This is a genomic window from Shewanella sp. SM20, from assembly GCF_025654545.1.
Classification (GTDB): domain Bacteria; phylum Pseudomonadota; class Gammaproteobacteria; order Enterobacterales; family Shewanellaceae; genus Shewanella; species Shewanella oncorhynchi.
This window is the reverse complement of the sequence record NZ_JAKKRK010000023.1, coordinates 1-18,294: the sequence shown is the minus strand read 5'-3', so window position 1 is coordinate 18,294 and position 18,294 is coordinate 1. Positions and strand designations below refer to the sequence as shown.

The 18,294-nt window shown below is 44.6% G+C and carries 17 protein-coding genes; 7 read left to right on the top strand and 10 right to left on the bottom strand.

What is annotated here, in order from left to right; translation table 11 throughout:
* Positions 1-136: 136 nt before the first annotated feature.
* The 3 genes from L5M18_RS11235 to L5M18_RS11225 all read right to left on the bottom strand — a co-directional run bounded on the left by L5M18_RS11235 (position 137) and on the right by L5M18_RS11225 (position 4,040).
* A complete protein-coding gene (locus L5M18_RS11235; protein WP_263196966.1) occupies positions 137-922 on the bottom strand; it encodes a RelA/SpoT domain-containing protein in 786 nt (261 codons plus the stop codon).
* A 217-nt stretch (positions 923-1,139) separates the two neighbouring features.
* Positions 1,140-3,224, bottom strand: coding sequence for a M13 family metallopeptidase (locus tag L5M18_RS11230; RefSeq protein WP_131523741.1), 2,085 nt, complete (start codon positions 3,222-3,224; stop codon positions 1,140-1,142).
* A gap of 261 nt (positions 3,225-3,485) precedes the next feature.
* Positions 3,486-4,040, bottom strand: a complete 555-nt coding sequence (locus L5M18_RS11225; RefSeq protein WP_263196965.1) for a sugar O-acetyltransferase — start codon at positions 4,038-4,040, stop codon at positions 3,486-3,488.
* Positions 4,041-4,117: 77 nt separating this feature from the next.
* Here L5M18_RS11225 and rsuA point away from each other — a divergent pair, with 77 nt between their 5' ends.
* On the top strand, positions 4,118-4,870 hold the full coding sequence (gene rsuA, locus L5M18_RS11220) for a 16S rRNA pseudouridine(516) synthase RsuA (RefSeq protein ID WP_263196964.1): 753 nt from the start codon (positions 4,118-4,120) through the stop codon (positions 4,868-4,870).
* Positions 4,871-4,941: 71 nt separating this feature from the next.
* Here the strand turns inward: rsuA and L5M18_RS11215 are convergent, their stop codons facing one another.
* Genes L5M18_RS11215 through L5M18_RS11205 form a run of 3 tightly spaced genes read right to left on the bottom strand, consistent with a single transcriptional unit; the run spans position 4,942 to position 7,012 of the window.
* On the bottom strand, positions 4,942-5,898 hold the full coding sequence (locus tag L5M18_RS11215; RefSeq protein WP_263196963.1) for a DUF4097 family beta strand repeat-containing protein: 957 nt from the start codon (positions 5,896-5,898) through the stop codon (positions 4,942-4,944).
* On the bottom strand, positions 5,895-6,479 hold the full coding sequence (locus L5M18_RS11210) for an anti-sigma factor (RefSeq protein WP_263196962.1): 585 nt from the start codon (positions 6,477-6,479) through the stop codon (positions 5,895-5,897). Before L5M18_RS11210 ends, L5M18_RS11215 begins: the two co-directional genes overlap by 4 nt.
* On the bottom strand, positions 6,479-7,012 hold the full coding sequence (locus tag L5M18_RS11205) for an RNA polymerase sigma factor (RefSeq protein WP_113939254.1): 534 nt from the start codon (positions 7,010-7,012) through the stop codon (positions 6,479-6,481). Before L5M18_RS11205 ends, L5M18_RS11210 begins: the two co-directional genes overlap by 1 nt.
* A 450-nt stretch (positions 7,013-7,462) precedes the next feature.
* Here L5M18_RS11205 and L5M18_RS11200 point away from each other — a divergent pair, with 450 nt between their 5' ends.
* Positions 7,463-9,325 carry a methyl-accepting chemotaxis protein gene (locus L5M18_RS11200; RefSeq protein WP_263196960.1) on the top strand — a complete coding sequence of 621 codons (1,863 nt, stop codon included), beginning with the start codon at positions 7,463-7,465 and terminating at the stop codon, positions 9,323-9,325.
* Positions 9,326-9,540: 215 nt separating this feature from the next.
* Here L5M18_RS11200 and L5M18_RS11195 read toward each other — a convergent pair whose 3' ends face one another.
* The 3 genes from L5M18_RS11195 to lolB all read right to left on the bottom strand — a co-directional run bounded on the left by L5M18_RS11195 (position 9,541) and on the right by lolB (position 12,101).
* On the bottom strand, positions 9,541-10,488 hold the full coding sequence (locus tag L5M18_RS11195) for a ribose-phosphate pyrophosphokinase (protein ID WP_006080255.1): 948 nt from the start codon (positions 10,486-10,488) through the stop codon (positions 9,541-9,543).
* Positions 10,489-10,600: 112 nt separating this feature from the next.
* A complete protein-coding gene (gene ispE, locus L5M18_RS11190; RefSeq protein ID WP_173242894.1) occupies positions 10,601-11,455 on the bottom strand; it encodes a 4-(cytidine 5'-diphospho)-2-C-methyl-D-erythritol kinase in 855 nt (284 codons plus the stop codon).
* Position 11,456: 1 nt separating this feature from the next.
* Positions 11,457-12,101, bottom strand: coding sequence for a lipoprotein insertase outer membrane protein LolB (lolB, locus tag L5M18_RS11185; RefSeq protein ID WP_113939046.1), 645 nt, complete (start codon positions 12,099-12,101; stop codon positions 11,457-11,459).
* Between the two features lie 253 nt (positions 12,102-12,354).
* Here lolB and hemA point away from each other — a divergent pair, with 253 nt between their 5' ends.
* Genes hemA through prmC form a run of 3 tightly spaced genes read left to right on the top strand, consistent with a single transcriptional unit; the run spans position 12,355 to position 15,562 of the window.
* Complete coding sequence (gene hemA / locus L5M18_RS11180; RefSeq protein ID WP_263196958.1) at positions 12,355-13,605, top strand: glutamyl-tRNA reductase; 1,251 nt, start codon at positions 12,355-12,357, stop codon at positions 13,603-13,605.
* A gap of 14 nt (positions 13,606-13,619) precedes the next feature.
* Complete coding sequence (gene prfA / locus L5M18_RS11175; protein ID WP_131523734.1) at positions 13,620-14,711, top strand: peptide chain release factor 1; 1,092 nt, start codon at positions 13,620-13,622, stop codon at positions 14,709-14,711.
* Between the two features lie 2 nt (positions 14,712-14,713).
* Entirely contained in the window at positions 14,714-15,562 is an 849-nt protein-coding gene (gene prmC, locus L5M18_RS11170; RefSeq protein ID WP_113939044.1) for a peptide chain release factor N(5)-glutamine methyltransferase, read from the top strand.
* 367 nt (positions 15,563-15,929) lie between these two features.
* On the opposite strand, the gene L5M18_RS11165 is transcribed toward prmC, so the two are convergent.
* Complete coding sequence (locus L5M18_RS11165) at positions 15,930-16,481, bottom strand: porin family protein (RefSeq protein WP_263196956.1); 552 nt, start codon at positions 16,479-16,481, stop codon at positions 15,930-15,932.
* A gap of 625 nt (positions 16,482-17,106) precedes the next feature.
* Between L5M18_RS11165 and L5M18_RS11160 the strand changes: the two genes are divergently transcribed.
* Entirely contained in the window at positions 17,107-17,979 is an 873-nt protein-coding gene (locus L5M18_RS11160) for a pirin family protein (RefSeq protein WP_263196954.1), read from the top strand.
* Positions 17,980-18,150: 171 nt separating this feature from the next.
* On the top strand, positions 18,151-18,294 hold a 144-nt coding region (locus L5M18_RS11155; RefSeq protein ID WP_263196006.1), incomplete at its 3' end, for a transposase.

Genomic DNA, 18,294 nt, shown 5'->3' with positions numbered 1-18,294 from the left:
TTATATACTCAAATGGCACTTTGATGCGAGAGAGTGCTTTTTTACACCTTATTAAGATGATGTTTCAGGCGCTGTAAAATATAAAAAAGCGCTGGTACCTTTACAGATAACCAGCGCAAGAGTGGAAGCTTTTTAGTTAAGCGACTGAGGCTCTTAATAAACTGGCTTCATCAACCCGTTTATAGTTAAGCCATGCCTTGTGGTACAACTTATGTGATTCTTGACGTAATTGGGCAATCTGCGCGAGTTCAAACTCACTTAGTGAACGTTGTTGTTTACGAGCATTGGCCTCAATCCTCTGTACTTTTTCATATACCTTGTGTTCAGGACCATTTTTAATATCAGCGATATCCTGTAGGTGTAATTGCACTTCAGCAATCATGCCTGATTGGGGTAAGCGTACCAGTAGATTGAGATCGCGATAGCCGGAGGCTTTAGGTTCAGCAAAGCGGTTTTTTTGTTTCACAACTTGGGTGTGCTCATTCAAAGTTTGGTAGGCCTGCATCAGATCTTGAATGCTGTCGGTCACAATACTTGCCCTTGCAAGGTCGGTAATTTGGCTGGCATCACCGTTAAATTTTGTGGCCACTTTATCGGCTGCTCTTTGGTAACTCTTTACTGGCGGAACAATCACTTGTGCCTGTGAATAATGGGCAATCTTGGTGAGTAATTGAGCGAGCTCAGCTTGTGCATCATAGGCTTGGTGATGGAGCACGGATAAGTCATTCGAGGATTGATGAGGCGCATCGAAGGTCTGACTGCTGAGTGCATATAGACCTTGTAGGTCATGGCTTGATGCCTGTCTTGCACTGTAATTACCACGTTCTGCTTTACTGTCACTGATGTCGATAGGATTTGCTACACCAGCGCGGCTCGATAATAAGAGTAGAAAAATAAAAAAGGTACGAAATAACTTAGTCATGCGGCCTACTTCCTTATGGGTGAGTTATTCAGGTCACGCATCCACCATAGGCTTCTATTGCTTAATTAAAGCTGAACCAACCATGAAGACTTGTTCATCTTGCGCATGGGTTCACATTCATAACTCAGTGGTTTAAGGAAATAAAAATGGCGCCACTTTTAACAGTGAGCGCCATTGTTGGCCAGCTTATGCCGCTGAACAGTGATTTAAATTTGGCTTACCAAATTTTTACGCGTTTCTCTGGTGCGATATACATGGCATCGCCAGGTTTTACATCATACGTAGTGTAGAACTCAGGCATGTTAGATAGTGCACCCAGTGCGCGGAATTCCGCAGGTGAGTGTGGATCGGTCGCTACGCGGTTACGCATTGCTTCTTCTTTAGCTTTTGCGCGCCAAATTTGCGTGAAGCCGATGAAGAAACGTTGATCGCCCGTTAAGCCATCGATAACGGGTGCATCTTTACCGTTAAGCGATTTCTTATAAGCACGATAAGCGATAGTCACACCTGACAAGTCACCAATGTTTTCGCCTAAGGTTAAGCTGCCGTTGACATGCAGATCATCAAACACTGCGTAACCATCGTACTGCGCGATTAGCGCTTTGCCGCGAGCAGAGAACTCTTTCAAGTCTTGCTCTGTCCACCAATCACGCATATTGCCTTCGCCATCGAATTTAGCGCCTTGGTCGTCAAAACCATGGCCCATTTCGTGGCCGATTACCGCACCAATACCACCGTAGTTGACTGCATCGTCAGCCGCCAAATTGAAGAATGGTGGTTGCAGAATGGCAGCAGGGAACACGATTTCATTCATGGTTGGGTTGTAGTAAGCGTTAACCGTTTGTGGCGTCATGTGCCATTCGTCTTTATCGATTGGCGCGCCCAGTTTGGCTAATGATTTAGCATGTTCAACTTCACTGGCACGCATAGCGTTACCGACTAAGTCGTCTGCCTTGATGGTCAGCTTACTGTAATCTTCCCATTTGTTCGGGTAACCGATTTTCGGGTTGAATTTTGCTAACTTATCCGCCGCAGCCACTTTAGTGCTGTCGCTCATCCAAGTTAATTCTTTGATGCTGTCGCCGTAAGCACCACGCAGGTTTTCAACCAGTGCTTGCATACGGTCTTTGGCTTCTGGAGTGAAGTGACGTTTGACATACACTTTACCCACAACTTCACCAAGAACGCCATTGACGGCTGCAACGCCACGCTTCCAACGAGGTTCTTGTTCTTCTTGACCATTCAATGTCTTAGAGAAGAAAGCGAAGTTTTCATTGTCTAACGCTTCACTCAGATTGCTCGCCGCGTGCGTCAGCACTTGCCATTGCATATAGGTTTTCCAAGTGGCTAACTCAGTCGTTTTTAAAACTTCGTTTAACCCTTGGATATAGCTAGGTTGGTTAACTATGATATCGGTTTGCTTGTCAGCGCCAAGAGCGGCTAAGTAGCCTGCCCAATCGATATCTGGTGCCAGTGTTGGCAGATCTTTGACTTGATATAGATTGTAGGTTTTAGTGCTGTCGCGATTTTCAACCACATCCCAATGCTTAGCAGCAATCGCCGTTTCTAAGGCTAAAATAGCTTCAGCACTGGCTTTAGGGTTAGCAAGACCCGCAAGGGTAAACATTTTTTCGATATGGGCGACATATGCCTTACGGATATTAACGAAGCGTTCTGATTCGTTAAAGTAGTAGTCTTTCTCTGGCAGGCTTAGGCCATATTGATAGAGATGTGTTGCGTAACGGCTAGAGTTTTTCGCATCGATATCGATATAAAATGCTATTGGGGTACCCGCGCCAGCGATTTGGCTGTGGGCGAAGTACTTCACTAATTCATTCTTATCTTTTAAGGCATTAATAGCATCGAATTCGCCTTGGATTGGTGTGACTCCCAGTTTATTGAGTGTCTCAGTATCCATAAATGAACGATATAAATCGGCCACTTTTTGCTCATCTGTACCAACGGCGAGGTTGGGTGTTGCAGCCACTTCTTCGATAATGGCTTTTACGTCGTCACGTGATTTTTCACGTAAATCGTAGAAAGCGCCAATGCTAGTGCGATCGGCTGGGATCTCAGTGTTTTTTAGCCAAGTGCCGTTAACGTATTTATAGAAATCGTCTTGTGGACGAATCGCTTTATCAAAATTAGCAAATTCAATTCCAGAACCTAGTGCTTGAGTCACTGCCGCTGCGGTGGCTGTTTTAGCAGTTTCAGGTGCTTTAACTTCGGCAGCCTTGTCATTACAGGCAGTCAGGCCTGCGATAAGTGAGGCACACAGTCCCCCAATGAGTACTTTTCTCATGTTGTTTCCTTCGAGTTTATTATTGTGCCCATTATTGGGGCTGTTATTTTGGCAAAATGGGATTGCTTCAGGCGCAATGAACTATGTTAATGCCTTACTAGGAATCGAAACAAGGTCATTACAGTGTTTATCGTGGATTTATCTTGAGTGATATGTAACTAAAGGTTACCAGTTAGCATATTTAAGTCAGTAGCTGTAAAGTTACCGTATGCAGGCCTTTTCAGGTAAGCGAGCACTTCGATTTATCATTTTAAAATAGGGTTAACTCAGTTGCCTAATTAGTTTTGCAGGGTTGCCTGCAACCACTGTTTTGGCTGCGACATTTTTAGTTACTACGGCGCCAGCACCAATGACGGCATCATCACCAATATTGATTCCTGGCATTATGATTGCGCCGCCGCCAATCCATACCCGTTTACCGATGTGAATCGCTTTAGCGGTTTCCAAACCTGAGCAACGTAGCTCGGCATCAAGTGGGTGACTTGAGGTATAAAACTGTACATTGGGACCAATCATAGTCTGTTCATCAATAAAAATGGGGGCATTATCCTGCAAGGTGACATTGACATTGATGAACACTCTGTCAGCAAGAGTGAGATTGATGCCATAACTGATAAAAATCGGCGTGGAGATAGTTGCAGCAGGCGATTTAAGGGGCAGAAGTTGTTGGCAGAGTTGGGTGTACTCAGTGCTATTTTGAGCAATCGTTTGATTTAATTGTCGATTCAGTCGCTGCTGTTGTGTTCTTAAACTTAAGAGTTCGCTGTCAAGACAATCATATTCTTGGCCTGTGATCATCTTTTGGAATTCAGTCATAGCATCTTTCCCTATGGTGATTACTGTCAATACGTAAGGGCTAAATAGAAACACAGCTCGCGTTGAGCAGCAATTCTTTGCCCTTTGAACTGGTCGGCTTCATAATACGGCAGTTTTCTTTATTGAAGTTGAGTATTAACGTGCGTTTAGACAAATTTATCTGTGAGAGTACCTCGCTGACTCGCTCATTAGCGAAAAAAGCCCTGCACCGCGGTGATATTACTTGTGATGGCTTAGTCGTTAAAGACTCGGGTTTTAAAGTGACTGAAGGTATGTGTGTTTGCCTTGAAGGCGAGCCGATTGTCTTAGTGGGCGAGCGTTATTTAATGCTTAACAAACCGGTAGACACTATTTGCTCGACGATAGATGAAACCTACCCTTCGGTATTGAGCTTAGTGGATGTGCCTAAGCCAGAAACTTTGCACATTGCTGGTCGTTTAGATGCCGATACTACAGGTCTCGTGTTGATTACCAGTGATGGCCAATGGTCGCATAAGATCACCTCACCGAAGAAAGAATGTGGCAAACGCTATTTAGTGCAACTCGCTGAGCCTGTGGATGCTAGTTTGATTGCGGTATTTGCCGCTGGCGTTGAATTGCGCGGTGAAGATGGTCTAACTAAGCCAGCGTTACTGGAGATTATTGAACCACAATTAGTGCGATTAACCATCACCGAAGGTAAGTATCATCAAGTGAAGCGTATGTTTGCCGCTGTGGGCAATCATGTGCAAGGGTTGCATCGTGAAAGTGTAGGGCAAATTGAATTAGACCCCACCTTAGCACTGGGTGAATGGCGATATTTGACGGCTGAAGAGATAGCTTCAGTCTGATGAGTTTGATATAAAAAATGCCGCCCGAGTTTTACTTTGGCGGCATTTTTATTTGTGCTAAATAGCTTTTATTACTGTTTCTTTAAAATCAGATGACCGCTGATGGTATTCATCTTCACGTTGGCTGCACCAGAGCCTGTTTGGAATGATAACTCTGTGCTTGGTACATATTTTTGTTTTTGCGGTACATCTTGGGTTAAACCGTTGTTGATTTTTCCACCAGGACCACCATCTAAGTTGAAGCTTGCATCGGGAACATCATTAAAGATCACGGTAATATCGCCACTCACACTTTCTAAATTCGCTTTGTTGAAGTTTTTAGCGAGTGACACTTGTGAATCTCCGCTGACGGTTCTGAGCTCGATTTCCTTGGTGACACTAAAGTTAGCATTCACTTCACCTGAGACTTGTTCAATCGTGACTTTTTCTGCTTGAGTGTGGCTTTTTAAGTCACCGCTAACGAGGCGATAATTCATTTCTCCTTTACTGTCAGTGTCCTGAATCGTGCCGGATACGGTTTCTAATTTGATTTTTCCATCAAGAGCTTTGGTCGTGATATCACCAGAGACTGTATGTAACTCAGGTTTACCACTTAAGTTGTTGGCGTTGATATTGCCGCTTACCGTATTCAAATCTAGTTCACCTTGAGTTTCGGCAACTTGCAGATTGGCAGATATGGTATCTGCACTGAGTTTAACCGTTTTTGGGACTTTAATGGTGAGCTGTGATCCTTTGTCATTATTGCCATTATAGTGGCGAGGCATTTTGTCTTCGATATTGAGACTATTTCCCTGTTGCTCAAACACAAAGCCTTCGCTCAATTCATCTAATGTGCCAGTGACACTCACTTCACTCTTGTCCCATGTTTGAATGGTCACATCACCGCGTTGGACTTTGATCTGCAGTTGAGTGTCGCTGCTGACACTTAACTGTTTATCAACGCTTTGTGCTGCTAACACATTGCCCATTAAGCCTAAACAGAGTGTCGAAACCAATATGCTAGCTTTAGTGAGATTGAGGTTACTCATAGGGTGTTTCCTTGTGTCGAGTTTCTAATGGGTAATTTTTGGCCCTGTTGTAATAGGTCGAGCTCACGCTGCTGCACCCAAAGCCAGAGTTGCCAAAGTTGTTTATCGGTTGGATTTGCTTGTAAAGCTTGGTAAATTTGTGTTGCCGCGAGCCTTAGCTCAGTTAAACCTTGCTCCACGGGTGCGCTGAAGCTGCTCGTTTGCCACATTAGCGCATTTGGCGCCTGTTCTAGGTTGTCCACTTGCGCTTGGTGTGATGTTGCAATTTGGGTGAGTAATAAATGTAAGGCCGCATCCCCTGGTTGCTCTGGCATAGCTTGGTTCTGGGCAAGCTCTGTCTGCTGTATTATTAATGAGTTGAAATAGGGCAATTGGGTATATCCCAATGCCGCTAGAATAATAAACGAAGCCGCTATCGCCCAAGTGTGACTCTTCTGGGATTTGTACGTTTGGGGTATCAGCGTTTTATCCATGCGTTTTTCAATGCCTTGCCACAGATCATGTGTAGGCGACATCTCTTTGGGCGCGCTATTGATCAATTGCTCAAGCTGTTGTTCACGGGAAAGCGGCGTTAACGTCATTACAGCATCTCCTGTAGTAGTTGCTTAGCTCTATGGTATTGGGTCTTGCTGGTGCCGACGGCAATGCCAAGTAAGTCAGCGATTTCATCATGTTGATAACCTTCGATTGCACAGAGTACGAAAACCATGCGAGCGCGTTCTGGCAGTTTGAAAATTAACTTATCTAATCCGCTATAGCTGCTATCAGAGCTTAAGGGTTCAGTTTCTTGTTCCAGCGGAATAAATCGTGACCAAAAGGACTTTTGTTTACGAATGCTGCTCAATGCTTGATTGACACAAATACTGTGTAACCAAGTGGAAAACTGACTCTCACCTCGAAATTGTGGCAACTTCTGCCACACTAAAATAAAACACTCTTGGGTAATTTCTTCGGCCATAGCGCTATGGCCGCAAAGGCGCAGTGATAGGGCGTAAATACGTTGGTAATGGCTTTGATAAAGCAACTTGAAGGCAGTTCTGTCTCCTTGGCTCGCTAAGGTGACCAGTTCAAAGTCAGACATTGAGCCATTGAGTGGGAGGATCCCTGCTGTCACTGTAATTTCCTGCCATAATGATTGAGTGTTGTAGTTTTGACGCTGTGGGCGCTACAAAAGGTTTGGAACCTTAAAAAATATATTTTATTTAGATTAATTATCCAGCGTAATATTTTTGTTATTTGTAGTAGAATCCCATCGAGAAAGTACAGCTAAGCTAATGAAGTAATTAATTTTATATCAATTGATATTATGACACTTACATCTGCTTTGAGACGGTATATTTAACGTAATTAAAACGAAATACTTTGTAGGAACGATAGGGTATCACCCTGAAGCACCAAGCTAAAAATAAGTTAAAAATAATGCGCTACTCACAGTATGGGAGCTTAAATCGACAAGCTATCAAAGTATTTGATGTGAACTTTTAATGTATTGCTATGTTTGCGCTGTTAAAGGCTTAATTTCCAGCTATCTTTTTAAGATAGATTATATATTCGGGGACTTTCTATGTTAATCCGCTCAAAGTTGTTACTCAGTGCTGCAGTGTCTATTTCGGCACTAATTGCCATGTTTGGATTACAACTCTATTCAAATTCGGTTGATTCGGAACTCTCTCATGCAGCTCAAAGTGTGCTTGAGTTAGAGCGCGATGTTTTGATGCTGCGTAAAAACGAAAAGGATTTCTTCGCTCGTAAGGATTTAAAATATGTCGAGCTGCATAAGCAAAGCCACATGGCAATCGACAGTATTGTCCCCGAGTTAGAGAGAGTGTTTAAAGACTACGGTATGTCGACGGCATCGCTTGAAAGTTTCGACAGTAATTTAAATCAGTATCAAGCCGCTTTCTCTGAAGTGGTGTTACTACAGCAGGAAATTGGCTTAACACCTAAAACAGGTTTGTACGGCACATTGCGTACTGCGGTACATAATGTTGAAACGTTACTGAAGGAATTTGATCAGCCCGCACTCGAAGTGGCTATGCTACAACTTAGGCGTAACGAAAAGGATTTTATGCTGCGTCGTGAGTTAAGTTATGTTGAAACCTTCGATACCAATATTGGTAAGTTTAATGACAAGCTCCATGCTTCGAGTATTGATGTTGATACTCAACGGAAAATTGAAGAGCTTATTACTCAGTATCAGAAAGATTTCAAAAGCTTAATTAATAAGGAGCAGCAGCTTGGTTTGACAGAGAAGGATGGCACTATGGCGCGTCTTATCGCTGCTAACCTAGAAACTGAAAGTAGTGCGAATGACTTACATAACCTAGCGCTTAAGGCCATTGATGATGCTGAGAGTAGTAGTGTTAATGTCGGTATTACTGTGTTTATCTTTATTGCGTTACTACTATCAATCATTACCTACTTGATTATCCGCAGTATTATCGCGCCTGTTGAGCGTATCACGCAGATCATTTCTCGCATTGAGGTGAGTAAAGATCTGACATTGAGGTGTGATGCTTCTACCCAAGATGAACTCGGTGAAATTGCACAGCATTTCAATAGCATGGTGAGTAGCTTCCAACAGCTGATTGAGCAAGTGATTGAGTCGGTCGCAACGATTAACACTTCCTGTAAACGTGTTTCAGAAAATGCCATGCTCGCCTCCGAAGGTGTGGGTCAACAACTTAATGAGACCGACATGGTCGCAACAGCAATCACTGAGATGGGCGCAACGATTGAGGAAATCGCTAAAACAACCGAATTAGCGGCATCAAAAGCGGGTCAGACCCACGATAATGCTCAAAGTGGTCAATTAGAGGTTGAGCAAACGATACATAAAATCCAGTCACTTGCTGAGCAGCTAAATAGCTCAGCAGCGGTCGTTAATGAATTGGAACGTGACAGCGAGACTATCGGTAGCGTGTTAGATGTGATCCGCGGCATTGCTGAGCAGACCAATCTTTTAGCCTTGAACGCCGCGATTGAAGCGGCGCGTGCGGGTGAGCAGGGCCGTGGTTTTGCTGTGGTTGCCGATGAAGTACGTAACTTAGCGATGCGGACGCAATCGTCAACCCAAGAGATTGCTAACATCATTCAAACCCTGCAGACGCGTACCCGATCGATTGTGCAATTGATGGAATCTAGCCAAAAACAAGGCGTTGAAAGCGCTGAACAAGCGGCAAGTGCTGGCGCTTTATTGAAGCTTATCAATAACGACGTGCGTAATATTATGGACATGAGCACTCAAATTGCGGCGGCTATTGAAGAGCAAAGTATGGTGGCGGCTGAAGTGAACAAGAACGTGGTGGTGATCCGCGATATCGCTGAGGAGTCATCCCATGCGGCAGATGCAAATGCGTCCGCATCGGATGAGCTTAAGGCGCAGGCTGAGTTCTTATTCCGTGCGGTGAGTAATTTTAAAATCTAATGCGTAGAAGCCAGTTTACATCTGATGATCAGAAGCTGGCTTAAAAAATACACTAACAAAAACGCACTCCGAGGAGTGCGTTTTTATGTCTGAGTAATTAGCTCTGCAAGCTTAGTGATTCGTTAAAACAGCAAGCTGTGCATTGGAACCGCTCAGATTAGTCAGAACGTTCAGTAACAGAACTATTAGTGACGGAACTATTAGTGACGGAACTATTAGTGACGGAACATGGCAGAAATAGACTCTTCGTTGCTTACGCGACGAATTGCCTCAGCCAGTACCGCAGACATAGTTAACTGAGTTACTTTAGCCACTTTCAACATTTCTGGGCTTAAAGGAACAGTGTCAGTCACAATCACTTCATCAATCACTGAGTTAGCGATATTTTCAGCCGCTTTGCCAGAGAACACTGGGTGAGTTGCGTAAGCAAATACGCGGTTCGCACCATGTTCTTTTAAGGCTTCAGCCGCTTTACACAGAGTGCCGCCTGTGTCGATCATATCGTCAACGATAATGCAGTCACGACCTTGAACATCACCAATGATGTGCATAACTTGCGCAACGTTCGCTTGTGGGCGACGTTTATCAATGATCGCTAAATCAGAATCATCCAACAGTTTTGCTACTGCGCGAGCGCGAACAACACCACCGATGTCTGGAGAAACAACGACTGGATTATCTAAGTTCTTCGCTAACATATCTTCTAGTAGCACTGGGCTACCAAATACGTTATCAACAGGAACGTCGAAGAAACCTTGGATTTGCTCAGCGTGCAGGTCACAGGTCAGAACGCGGTCAACACCCACGCTAGACAGGAAATCGGCAACCACTTTTGCAGTAATAGGTACACGGGCGCTACGAACGCGACGGTCTTGACGAGCATAACCAAAGTAAGGAATAACAGCTGTGATACGGCCAGCAGATGCACGGCGCAGCGCGTCAACCATCACGATGAGTTCCATCAGGTTGTCGTTTGTCGGCGCACAAGTGGATTGGATGATGAACACATCGGCCCCACGTACATTTTCGTTAATTTGGACACTGATTTCACCATCGCTGAAACGACCAACCACTGCGTCTCCGAGTTTGCAAAATAGACGATCGGCTATCTTTTTAGCGAGACTGGGGGTGGCGTTCCCAGCAAAGAGCTTGATGTCGGGCACTGTATGAACCTCAGGCGTTTGCTTTATATTTTAGTGGCTAGAGTAACGACGATGTAGGGACGGGAGGAACCCGAGGCGTTATCGTTAAGTGGTTACTCTAGAAGAAAGTAGTTTAAGGGTGACTGAGTCGCGTGATGAGCGGCGAAAGATTCATCCCTTGTGCAACAAATCCTTGCATTTCAGACGGTAATTTCGCCAAGGCTGCGAGAGCTTGTTGCTTTTGTGTGAATTCCCCGAACACGCATGCGCCTGTTCCTGTCATTCTCGACGGCGCATATTCTAGCAGCCAGCCTAATGCCTTGGCAACTTGAGGGTATTTAGAAACGACTAGTTTTTGACAATCATTTGCCCAAGGTTGGTTCATTAAGGTATCTATGGCCAGTTTCGGGGTATCACGTGGTAAAAGTGGATCTTGGAATACTTCAGCGGTGGAAACATGGGCATCGGGTGCGATGATCAAGTACCAAGGCTCACTCGGATTTACCGCTTGCAAGCGTTCACCTACACCTTCGGCAAAAGCGGCGAAACCATGAATAAAAACAGGAATATCGGCACCAAGTTTAAGGCCGATTTTAGCCAGTTCTTCGGTCGATAATTGGGTGTTCCATAACGTGTTCAGTGCCACTAAGGTGGTGGCAGCATCTGACGAGCCGCCACCTAAACCTCCGCCCATGGGTAGACGTTTATCCAACCAGATTTCGGCGCCGCCAGTAAAGCCTGTGATTTGTTGTAATGATTTTGCGGCTCGCAGAATTAAGTTATCGCTATCGGCGACAACATTAGAGATATTGGAGTGCAAAATCAGTTCTGCGGTTTCAGTGACCTTAAAATCGAGCATGTCACAGTAATCAATAAACTGAAACAAGGTTTGCAGTTCATGATAACCATCTGCGCGGCGACCATTCACGTGTAAGAATAAGTTAAGCTTGGCTGGTGCTGGCCAATGGCGTGAAATTGCTGCGGGCATGCTAAGGTTTCTCTTCGAGTATGATTGCAGGCTTGCCGAGGGCTTGCCATTGATTCAATTGTAGTTTGAGTTGTAAGTCACCACGCTCAAGCTTTAATTGATGGGGCACGTTGGCGCCGCTCTGGGATTGCCAACTCAAAAATGTGACCTGCCAAGGCGGTGGGGTTTGAGTGTTCGTGAGCTGTTTAGGTTTGCCTTGGCTATCGCTTTCAAGTACTTGATCATTCGGGCCAACTTGGCCGGTGATCCATAAAGGTAAATCGGCCAAGGGGATGGACCAACCGCTGACACGCTCGAGTAAACGCTGGGCGTTATCGTCGCGAAAATCTTTGCCATCGATATGTAAATGGGCAGAGTTCGAGGTTGAATTAAGCGTCAACACAGTTGTACCTAGCATAGTCGTGAGTGTGAGTTCATCGCGATCTTCACTGTGGCGCCAGTAGATATTGGCACTGAGTTTATCGTCGGGAGTTTTTATCGCTAGTTTTCCCTGTAATTCCCAAGCTTTGGCTTGGCGCGCATCATTGACTGTGATTGGGCTTAAGTCAGTCATCGGCGGCAAGGTTTCACACCCCGCCAGCAAGAGTAGGGCGCTTAAGGTAAAACAAGAGAAAATGGTTTTTGTGAGGCGCTTCAAATTATTCATCTATGACTGATATACCAAAGTCCTTATGATACGAGGGCTTGGAAAGAATACCAATGCCAAACGTAAAATTTCCATCGGCGGTCACTTAGATTTGCTCCCTTGGGGCAAATTTTGCCTTACCTATTATTGATAGAAAATTTAGGTAAGAAGTTAGACCTTTATTCGGTTTTGTTAAGCGTATTCTGTTTTTAGTTGGGCCAATTCAGTAGAATGCCCTTATTAAGAGAGTCGCCAAGAATCTAGAAAGAGTCAGATGAGCCTTGTAGCAATCGGTATTAACCATAAAACAGCCACGGTAGACCTGCGTGAGAAAGTTGCCTTCTCTCCGGACAAAATTCATGATGCTATGAAGAGTCTGGCCAGTCGTACACGCTCGGGTGAAGCCGTTATTGTCTCAACCTGTAATCGCACTGAGTTGTATTGCAACAACGGCGATGAGGCCGACATTATTGCGTGGCTTGAAGAATATCACGGCCTAGATCATGAGGATGTAGCACCTTGTCTCTATAATTATCACGGTCAAGATGCCGTAAGGCATTTGATGCGTGTGGCCTCTGGGCTCGATTCGTTGATCTTGGGTGAGCCGCAGATTCTCGGTCAAGTAAAGCAAGCGTTTGTTAAGGCCAAAGAGGCTGGTACGGTTGCACTAACCATAGATAGACTCTTTCAGAACACTTTTTCAGTCGCTAAGAAAGTCCGCACTGACACTGAAATTGGCGCCGCTGCAGTTTCTGTGGCATTTGCCGCGGTAAGCATGGCGAAACATATTTTCTCATCGATATCGACCACTAAAGTACTGTTGATTGGCGCAGGTGAAACCATAGAACTGGTTGCGAAGCATCTTAAAGATAACGGCGTGGCTTCAATGGTCGTAGCAAATCGGACGTTAGAACGTGCCCAAGGCATGTGCGAGGAGTTTGGCGCAACAGCAATTACACTGGCGCAGATACCAGATTATCTCCCAAAAGCCGATATCGTGATATCCTCTACCGCCAGCCCTCTGCCTATCCTAGGTAAAGGCATGGTCGAAAAAGCGCTAAAGCAGCGTCGCCATCAACCTATGTTATTGGTTGATATAGCAGTTCCCCGGGATATTGAGCCGGAAGTCGCCGATTTGGATGACGCGTTTCTGTATACAGTGGACGACCTGCATAGCATTATTGAACAGAATATGGCTTCTCGAAAAGAAGCCGCCGAGCAAGCTGAAGTAATTACTGAAGAACAATCTTTCCTATTTATGGATTGGATCCGTTCTTTAGAGTCGGTCGACAGTATTCGCGAGTATCGCAGCCAGAGCATGGCGGTAAAAGATGAGTTAGTGGAACGCGCCTTGAATAAATTAGCTCAGGGCTCAGACACTGAGCAGGTATTGATTGAACTAGCCAATCGCCTGACCAACAAACTTATCCACGCACCGACACAGGCCCTCACGGCAGCGAGTCGTCAGGGCGATTTGAATACTCTCAGTCAGTTAAGATCAGCGCTTGGATTAGATAAAAACTAAGGTTAGCGAGTTAAATGAAGGAATCCGTTATCCGCAAGCTGGAAGGCTTGCTCGAGCGCAATGAAGAAGTCATGGCTTTGCTGGGTGATGCTAGCGTCATTTCTGATCAAGACAGGTTTCGTGCGTTATCGAAAGAATATGCCCAGTTAGAAGACGTTGTTGCTGGCTTTAAAGCCTATCAGCAAGCGCAGGCCGATCTCGATTCTGCCAAAGAAATGCTGGAAGAAGACGATGCTGAAATGCGTGAAATGGCGCAGGAAGAGATGAAAGCCGCTAAGGCCAAACTCGAGCAGCTCGAAGACGAATTGCAAATTCTATTATTGCCAAAAGATCCTGACGACGATAAAAACGCCTTCGTTGAGATCCGCGCTGGTGCAGGCGGCGATGAAGCGGCTATTTTTGCCGGTGATTTATTCCGCATGTACAGCCGTTATGCTGAAGCGAATCGCTGGCAGATCGAAATCATGAGTTGTAACGAAGGTGAACATGGTGGCTTTAAAGAAGTGATCATGAAGGTCAGTGGTGACGGCGTATACGGCAAACTTAAGTTTGAATCCGGCGGCCACCGTGTACAGCGTGTGCCAGAAACCGAATCCCAAGGACGTGTGCATACTTCAGCAGTTACTGTAGTGGTACTTCACGAAGTGCCTGAAGCTGAAGCGATTTCAATCAACCCAGCCGATCTGAAAGTTGATACTTATCGTTCATCAGGTGCAGGTGGTCAGCACGTTAACAAAACTGACTCAGCTATTCGAATCACCCATATTCCAACTGGGATCGTGGTGGAATGCCAAGATCAACGTTCGCAACACAAGAACCGTGCCCAAGCCATGAGTGTACTGGCCGCACGTATTCAAGCTGTTGAAGACGAAAAACGCCGTAGCGCCGAAGAATCGACCCGTCGTAGTCTGGTTGCCAGTGGCGATCGCTCCGAACGTGTACGTACTTACAACTTCCCGCAAGGCCGCGTGAGCGAACACCGCATTAACTTGACCTTATATCGCTTGAACGAAGTGATGGAAGGCGATCTCGATGCTATTTTATTGCCTCTGATGCAAGAGCATCAAGCCGATCAGTTAGCCGCACTGGCTGACGAGCAGGGGTAGTTTTGTCAGATCAATCTAGCATAGCCGAAGCCCTGCAATGGGCTTATGTGCAGTTAGCATCAACCTCTGAATCCGCTCATCTGGATGCAGAGGTTTTGTTGTTATATTGCCTCAATAAAAGTCGCAGCTATTTATATACTTGGCCTGAAAAATCCCTGACGGTTGAGCAGTGGAAACGTTTCCAGCAAATGGTACAGAAACGCCAAAAGGGCGTGCCTGTGGCACATATTGTCGGTGAACGCGAATTTTGGTCGCTGCCTTTTATCGTCAACGACACGACTTTGATCCCTCGTCCTGATACGGAAATTCTGGTCGAAACCGCCTTGAACATGCCGCTTTCCACCTACGCCAAAGTGCTCGATTTAGGCACTGGTACTGGGGCAATTGCGCTGGCGTTGGCGTCTGAGCGTGAGTCATGGCAAATCACCGCGGTCGATAAAGTCGATGATGCCGTGGCTTTGGCTATCGCGAATCGCGAGAACTTAAAGCTGCCACAGGTCGAAATTCTCCAGAGTGACTGGTTCAGTGCCGTAAAGTCGCGGGACTTTGATTTAATCGTTTCAAATCCGCCTTATATTGATGAAGCTGACGAACACTTGCACCAAGGTGACGTGCGTTTCGAGCCCCAAAGCGCGTTAACCGCCGCCGAGGAAGGCTTTGCCGATCTTTATTATATTGCCAACACAGCTCGAGATTACTTAAAGCCTAACGGCTATATCCTGCTCGAACATGGTTTTGAGCAGGCTGTGAAACTCAGAGCTAAGCTTATTGAACTGGGCTATGAGAATGTCGCTACAGTGCGAGACTTTGGCAGTAATGACAGATGCACTATGGGTAAATGGGCGGAGTAAGTTACTAAAAATAAATTCGATGACCCATAGAATAATGATGAGACTTTAGACTTATTAACTTGTCATCTCAAATATAACGCTATTGCCAATCTGCAATAGCGTTTTTTATGTGTAGGTATTTTCTTAAAATAGTGTCTTCAGTCAATATAAGATGACTATTCTTAGGAGATATAGTTATAGGATATAGTTTAATCAGCTGTGGAATGGGATATTTTTCTTCAGCATTTGCTATAAGTTTTATATAGCGTTAATAGAAATAACGTAATTAATTATGATAAAAATGGATTTTTTCTAGAATTCTAAATTAAATTTTTATTGGGAACATAATGCCAGTATTTACTGGCATTAAGGTTTTAAATTTATAGCTTTATAAACTGTAGCCTATTCCTACAGTGAAGCTCGTCATTTCAAATACTCCAGAATCCTGGTAGGCTAATGTTGTCATAATTTCGAAGCCATTATAAAAACGACAACGCCAACCTAATGCGGCATATAAGCCATATCCATCGTCTGAATACTCCTCTATAGTTATAACATCATCACTACTATTTCCGTAGTCATTCAATTGATAATTAGCTTTAGATTGAGATAATCCGGCCTTAAATATCGCATTATGTCTTGCTGATATTTGGTATGTATATGTGCCAGCAAGCCGAGAGGAATAAGAGTTCTCCAACACGTAATCGTCAAAAACACCATGTATTGCTGCGGTAAAAGGCTCACTTTGAAATGGTGTGTAACCTACTTCTACTCCCCAATCTGGGGTGAATTGATAGCGATAGGCAAAGTCATAATGGGTAATCCCCCCATAGTCTTCTGTTAAGCCTAAACCCAAGCCTGCAGAGAAACCATGGGTTTCGTCTGCGCTAGATGCTGTAGTGGAAATGAGTAAAGCTAAAAGTATAAATAAGCGTTTCATTGTACTTCCTGTAATCACATTAATCCATGAACGCTAAAAGTAACAGATTTGGTTGCTAATTGTAAATGTTTTGATTTTTATTTATTTCGTATGGTCTCCCGATAAGTAGACAGATGTCTGTAAGTTTATATTGAAACAAATGTAATAATTTATTATTTCTTATTAGACTTCAGTAATTCGCTATGTATTTTACTTGGTAAACAGTGATTATTGTTAAATCCTCATTGTTTCTAAATGAACTAAATTAGATTTTTATAGTATTTTTTGTGTTGGTTGTATTCGTATACAGTGTGCGGAAATACATTTTTAATGAATGGAAGTTATTTCATTCAGATTTAAGGTTTGATTTTTATGTTAACGCTATTTTTGATTGCCACGAGTTCAAATCCGAAGTGCGAGATTTGGCAACTAAACCACTATTTTATTATCCAGTTATAACACTAGGTTACTCGCTCCTTCCTGCATACCGTTCTATTTTTTCGAATGTTTAGGTCGTGATTTCGCGTTATTCTTTTGTAAACTTCCTTGTTATTCTGCCTCCATCAGCAAAGCGTTTGCGTCTTGTGTTAGCCGTATGATCTTGGCGTTTCACGTATCGCTTTGCTCAACTGATAGGAGAGCAGCAATGAAAGTATTAAGTCAGTTTTCCGCCAAAGCCGCGATGGATGGCGATGGGGTCAATATTCGCCGTGTCGCCGATTTTGTGACGACTAAATTTGATCCTTTCTTGATGATCGACGAAATAAAATCCGATGATGAACAAGACTTTATCGGTGGCTTCCCCGCACATCCCCATCGCGGGATGGAGACCTTCACTTATATTCGTAAGGGCGGTTTTGAGCATCGCGACCAAATGGGTAATGTGAAGGCGATTCGTGCCGGCGATGTGCAGTGGATGAGTACCGGGTTCGGGGTCGTGCACTCTGAAATGCCGCTGGCCGATGCGGTTGATGGTCTGCATGGATTTCAAATTTGGGTCAATATGCCCGCCAAAGACAAGCTGCGTCCAGCGAAGTATCAAGATACTGCGGGTAGCGCAAACGTTGAAGTGGCCAATGATACAGGTGCTAGCTTAAAAGCCTTAGCGGGTGATTGGGGCTTTAAAGATCAACCGCTTATTAGTGCAGCTATTCAAGGATTGGCGGGTGAGGCTGCTATTGCTGATTTAAGTCTATCGCCAAATGCTGAGGCCACGCTCGATTTGTCTCAACATGAGTTTGTCGCCTTGTACTTGTACCAAGGTGACTTAAGTAAAGGTGAAGATTCACAGTGGTCATCTGCTTCAAATCAACATCATCAGGGCGAGTTTTTAGTGCTCAATAGCCAAAGTGTGCTTAAGCTTAAAGCCGATGAGCGTGGCGCTGGGATGTTACTGTTTGCGGGTAAACCTATCCGTGAAAAAATCGTCCAGATGGGTCCCTTTGTGATGAACACCCAAGCGGAGATTCAGCAGGCGATTCGCGATTACCAAGAAGGGCGTTTCGGCCAGATCGCGTAATTTGTTAAATCTGCCGCACTGAGCTAATTCTAAATCCAAGCCTAAGCCTAAGCCCTGTATTCCTGCCTGTCTCTTCTACACAAATCCCTCGGTTTGCCCCGAGGGATTTTTTTGAACCATTTTCAATTACCCTGATCTGATCCTGACCTTTTGTTTCAGATACCACATACCATGTTTTTAAGTGAACCATCACTCTGGGCACAAAGCATTTTTCAGCGCGCACAATTAGGGGATGTACGAAGGACCAAACGGCTTGTACAGTTGGCGGCTCAACTTGCAGCTCATACAGGACAATCTATCGTGCAATCTCTTTCA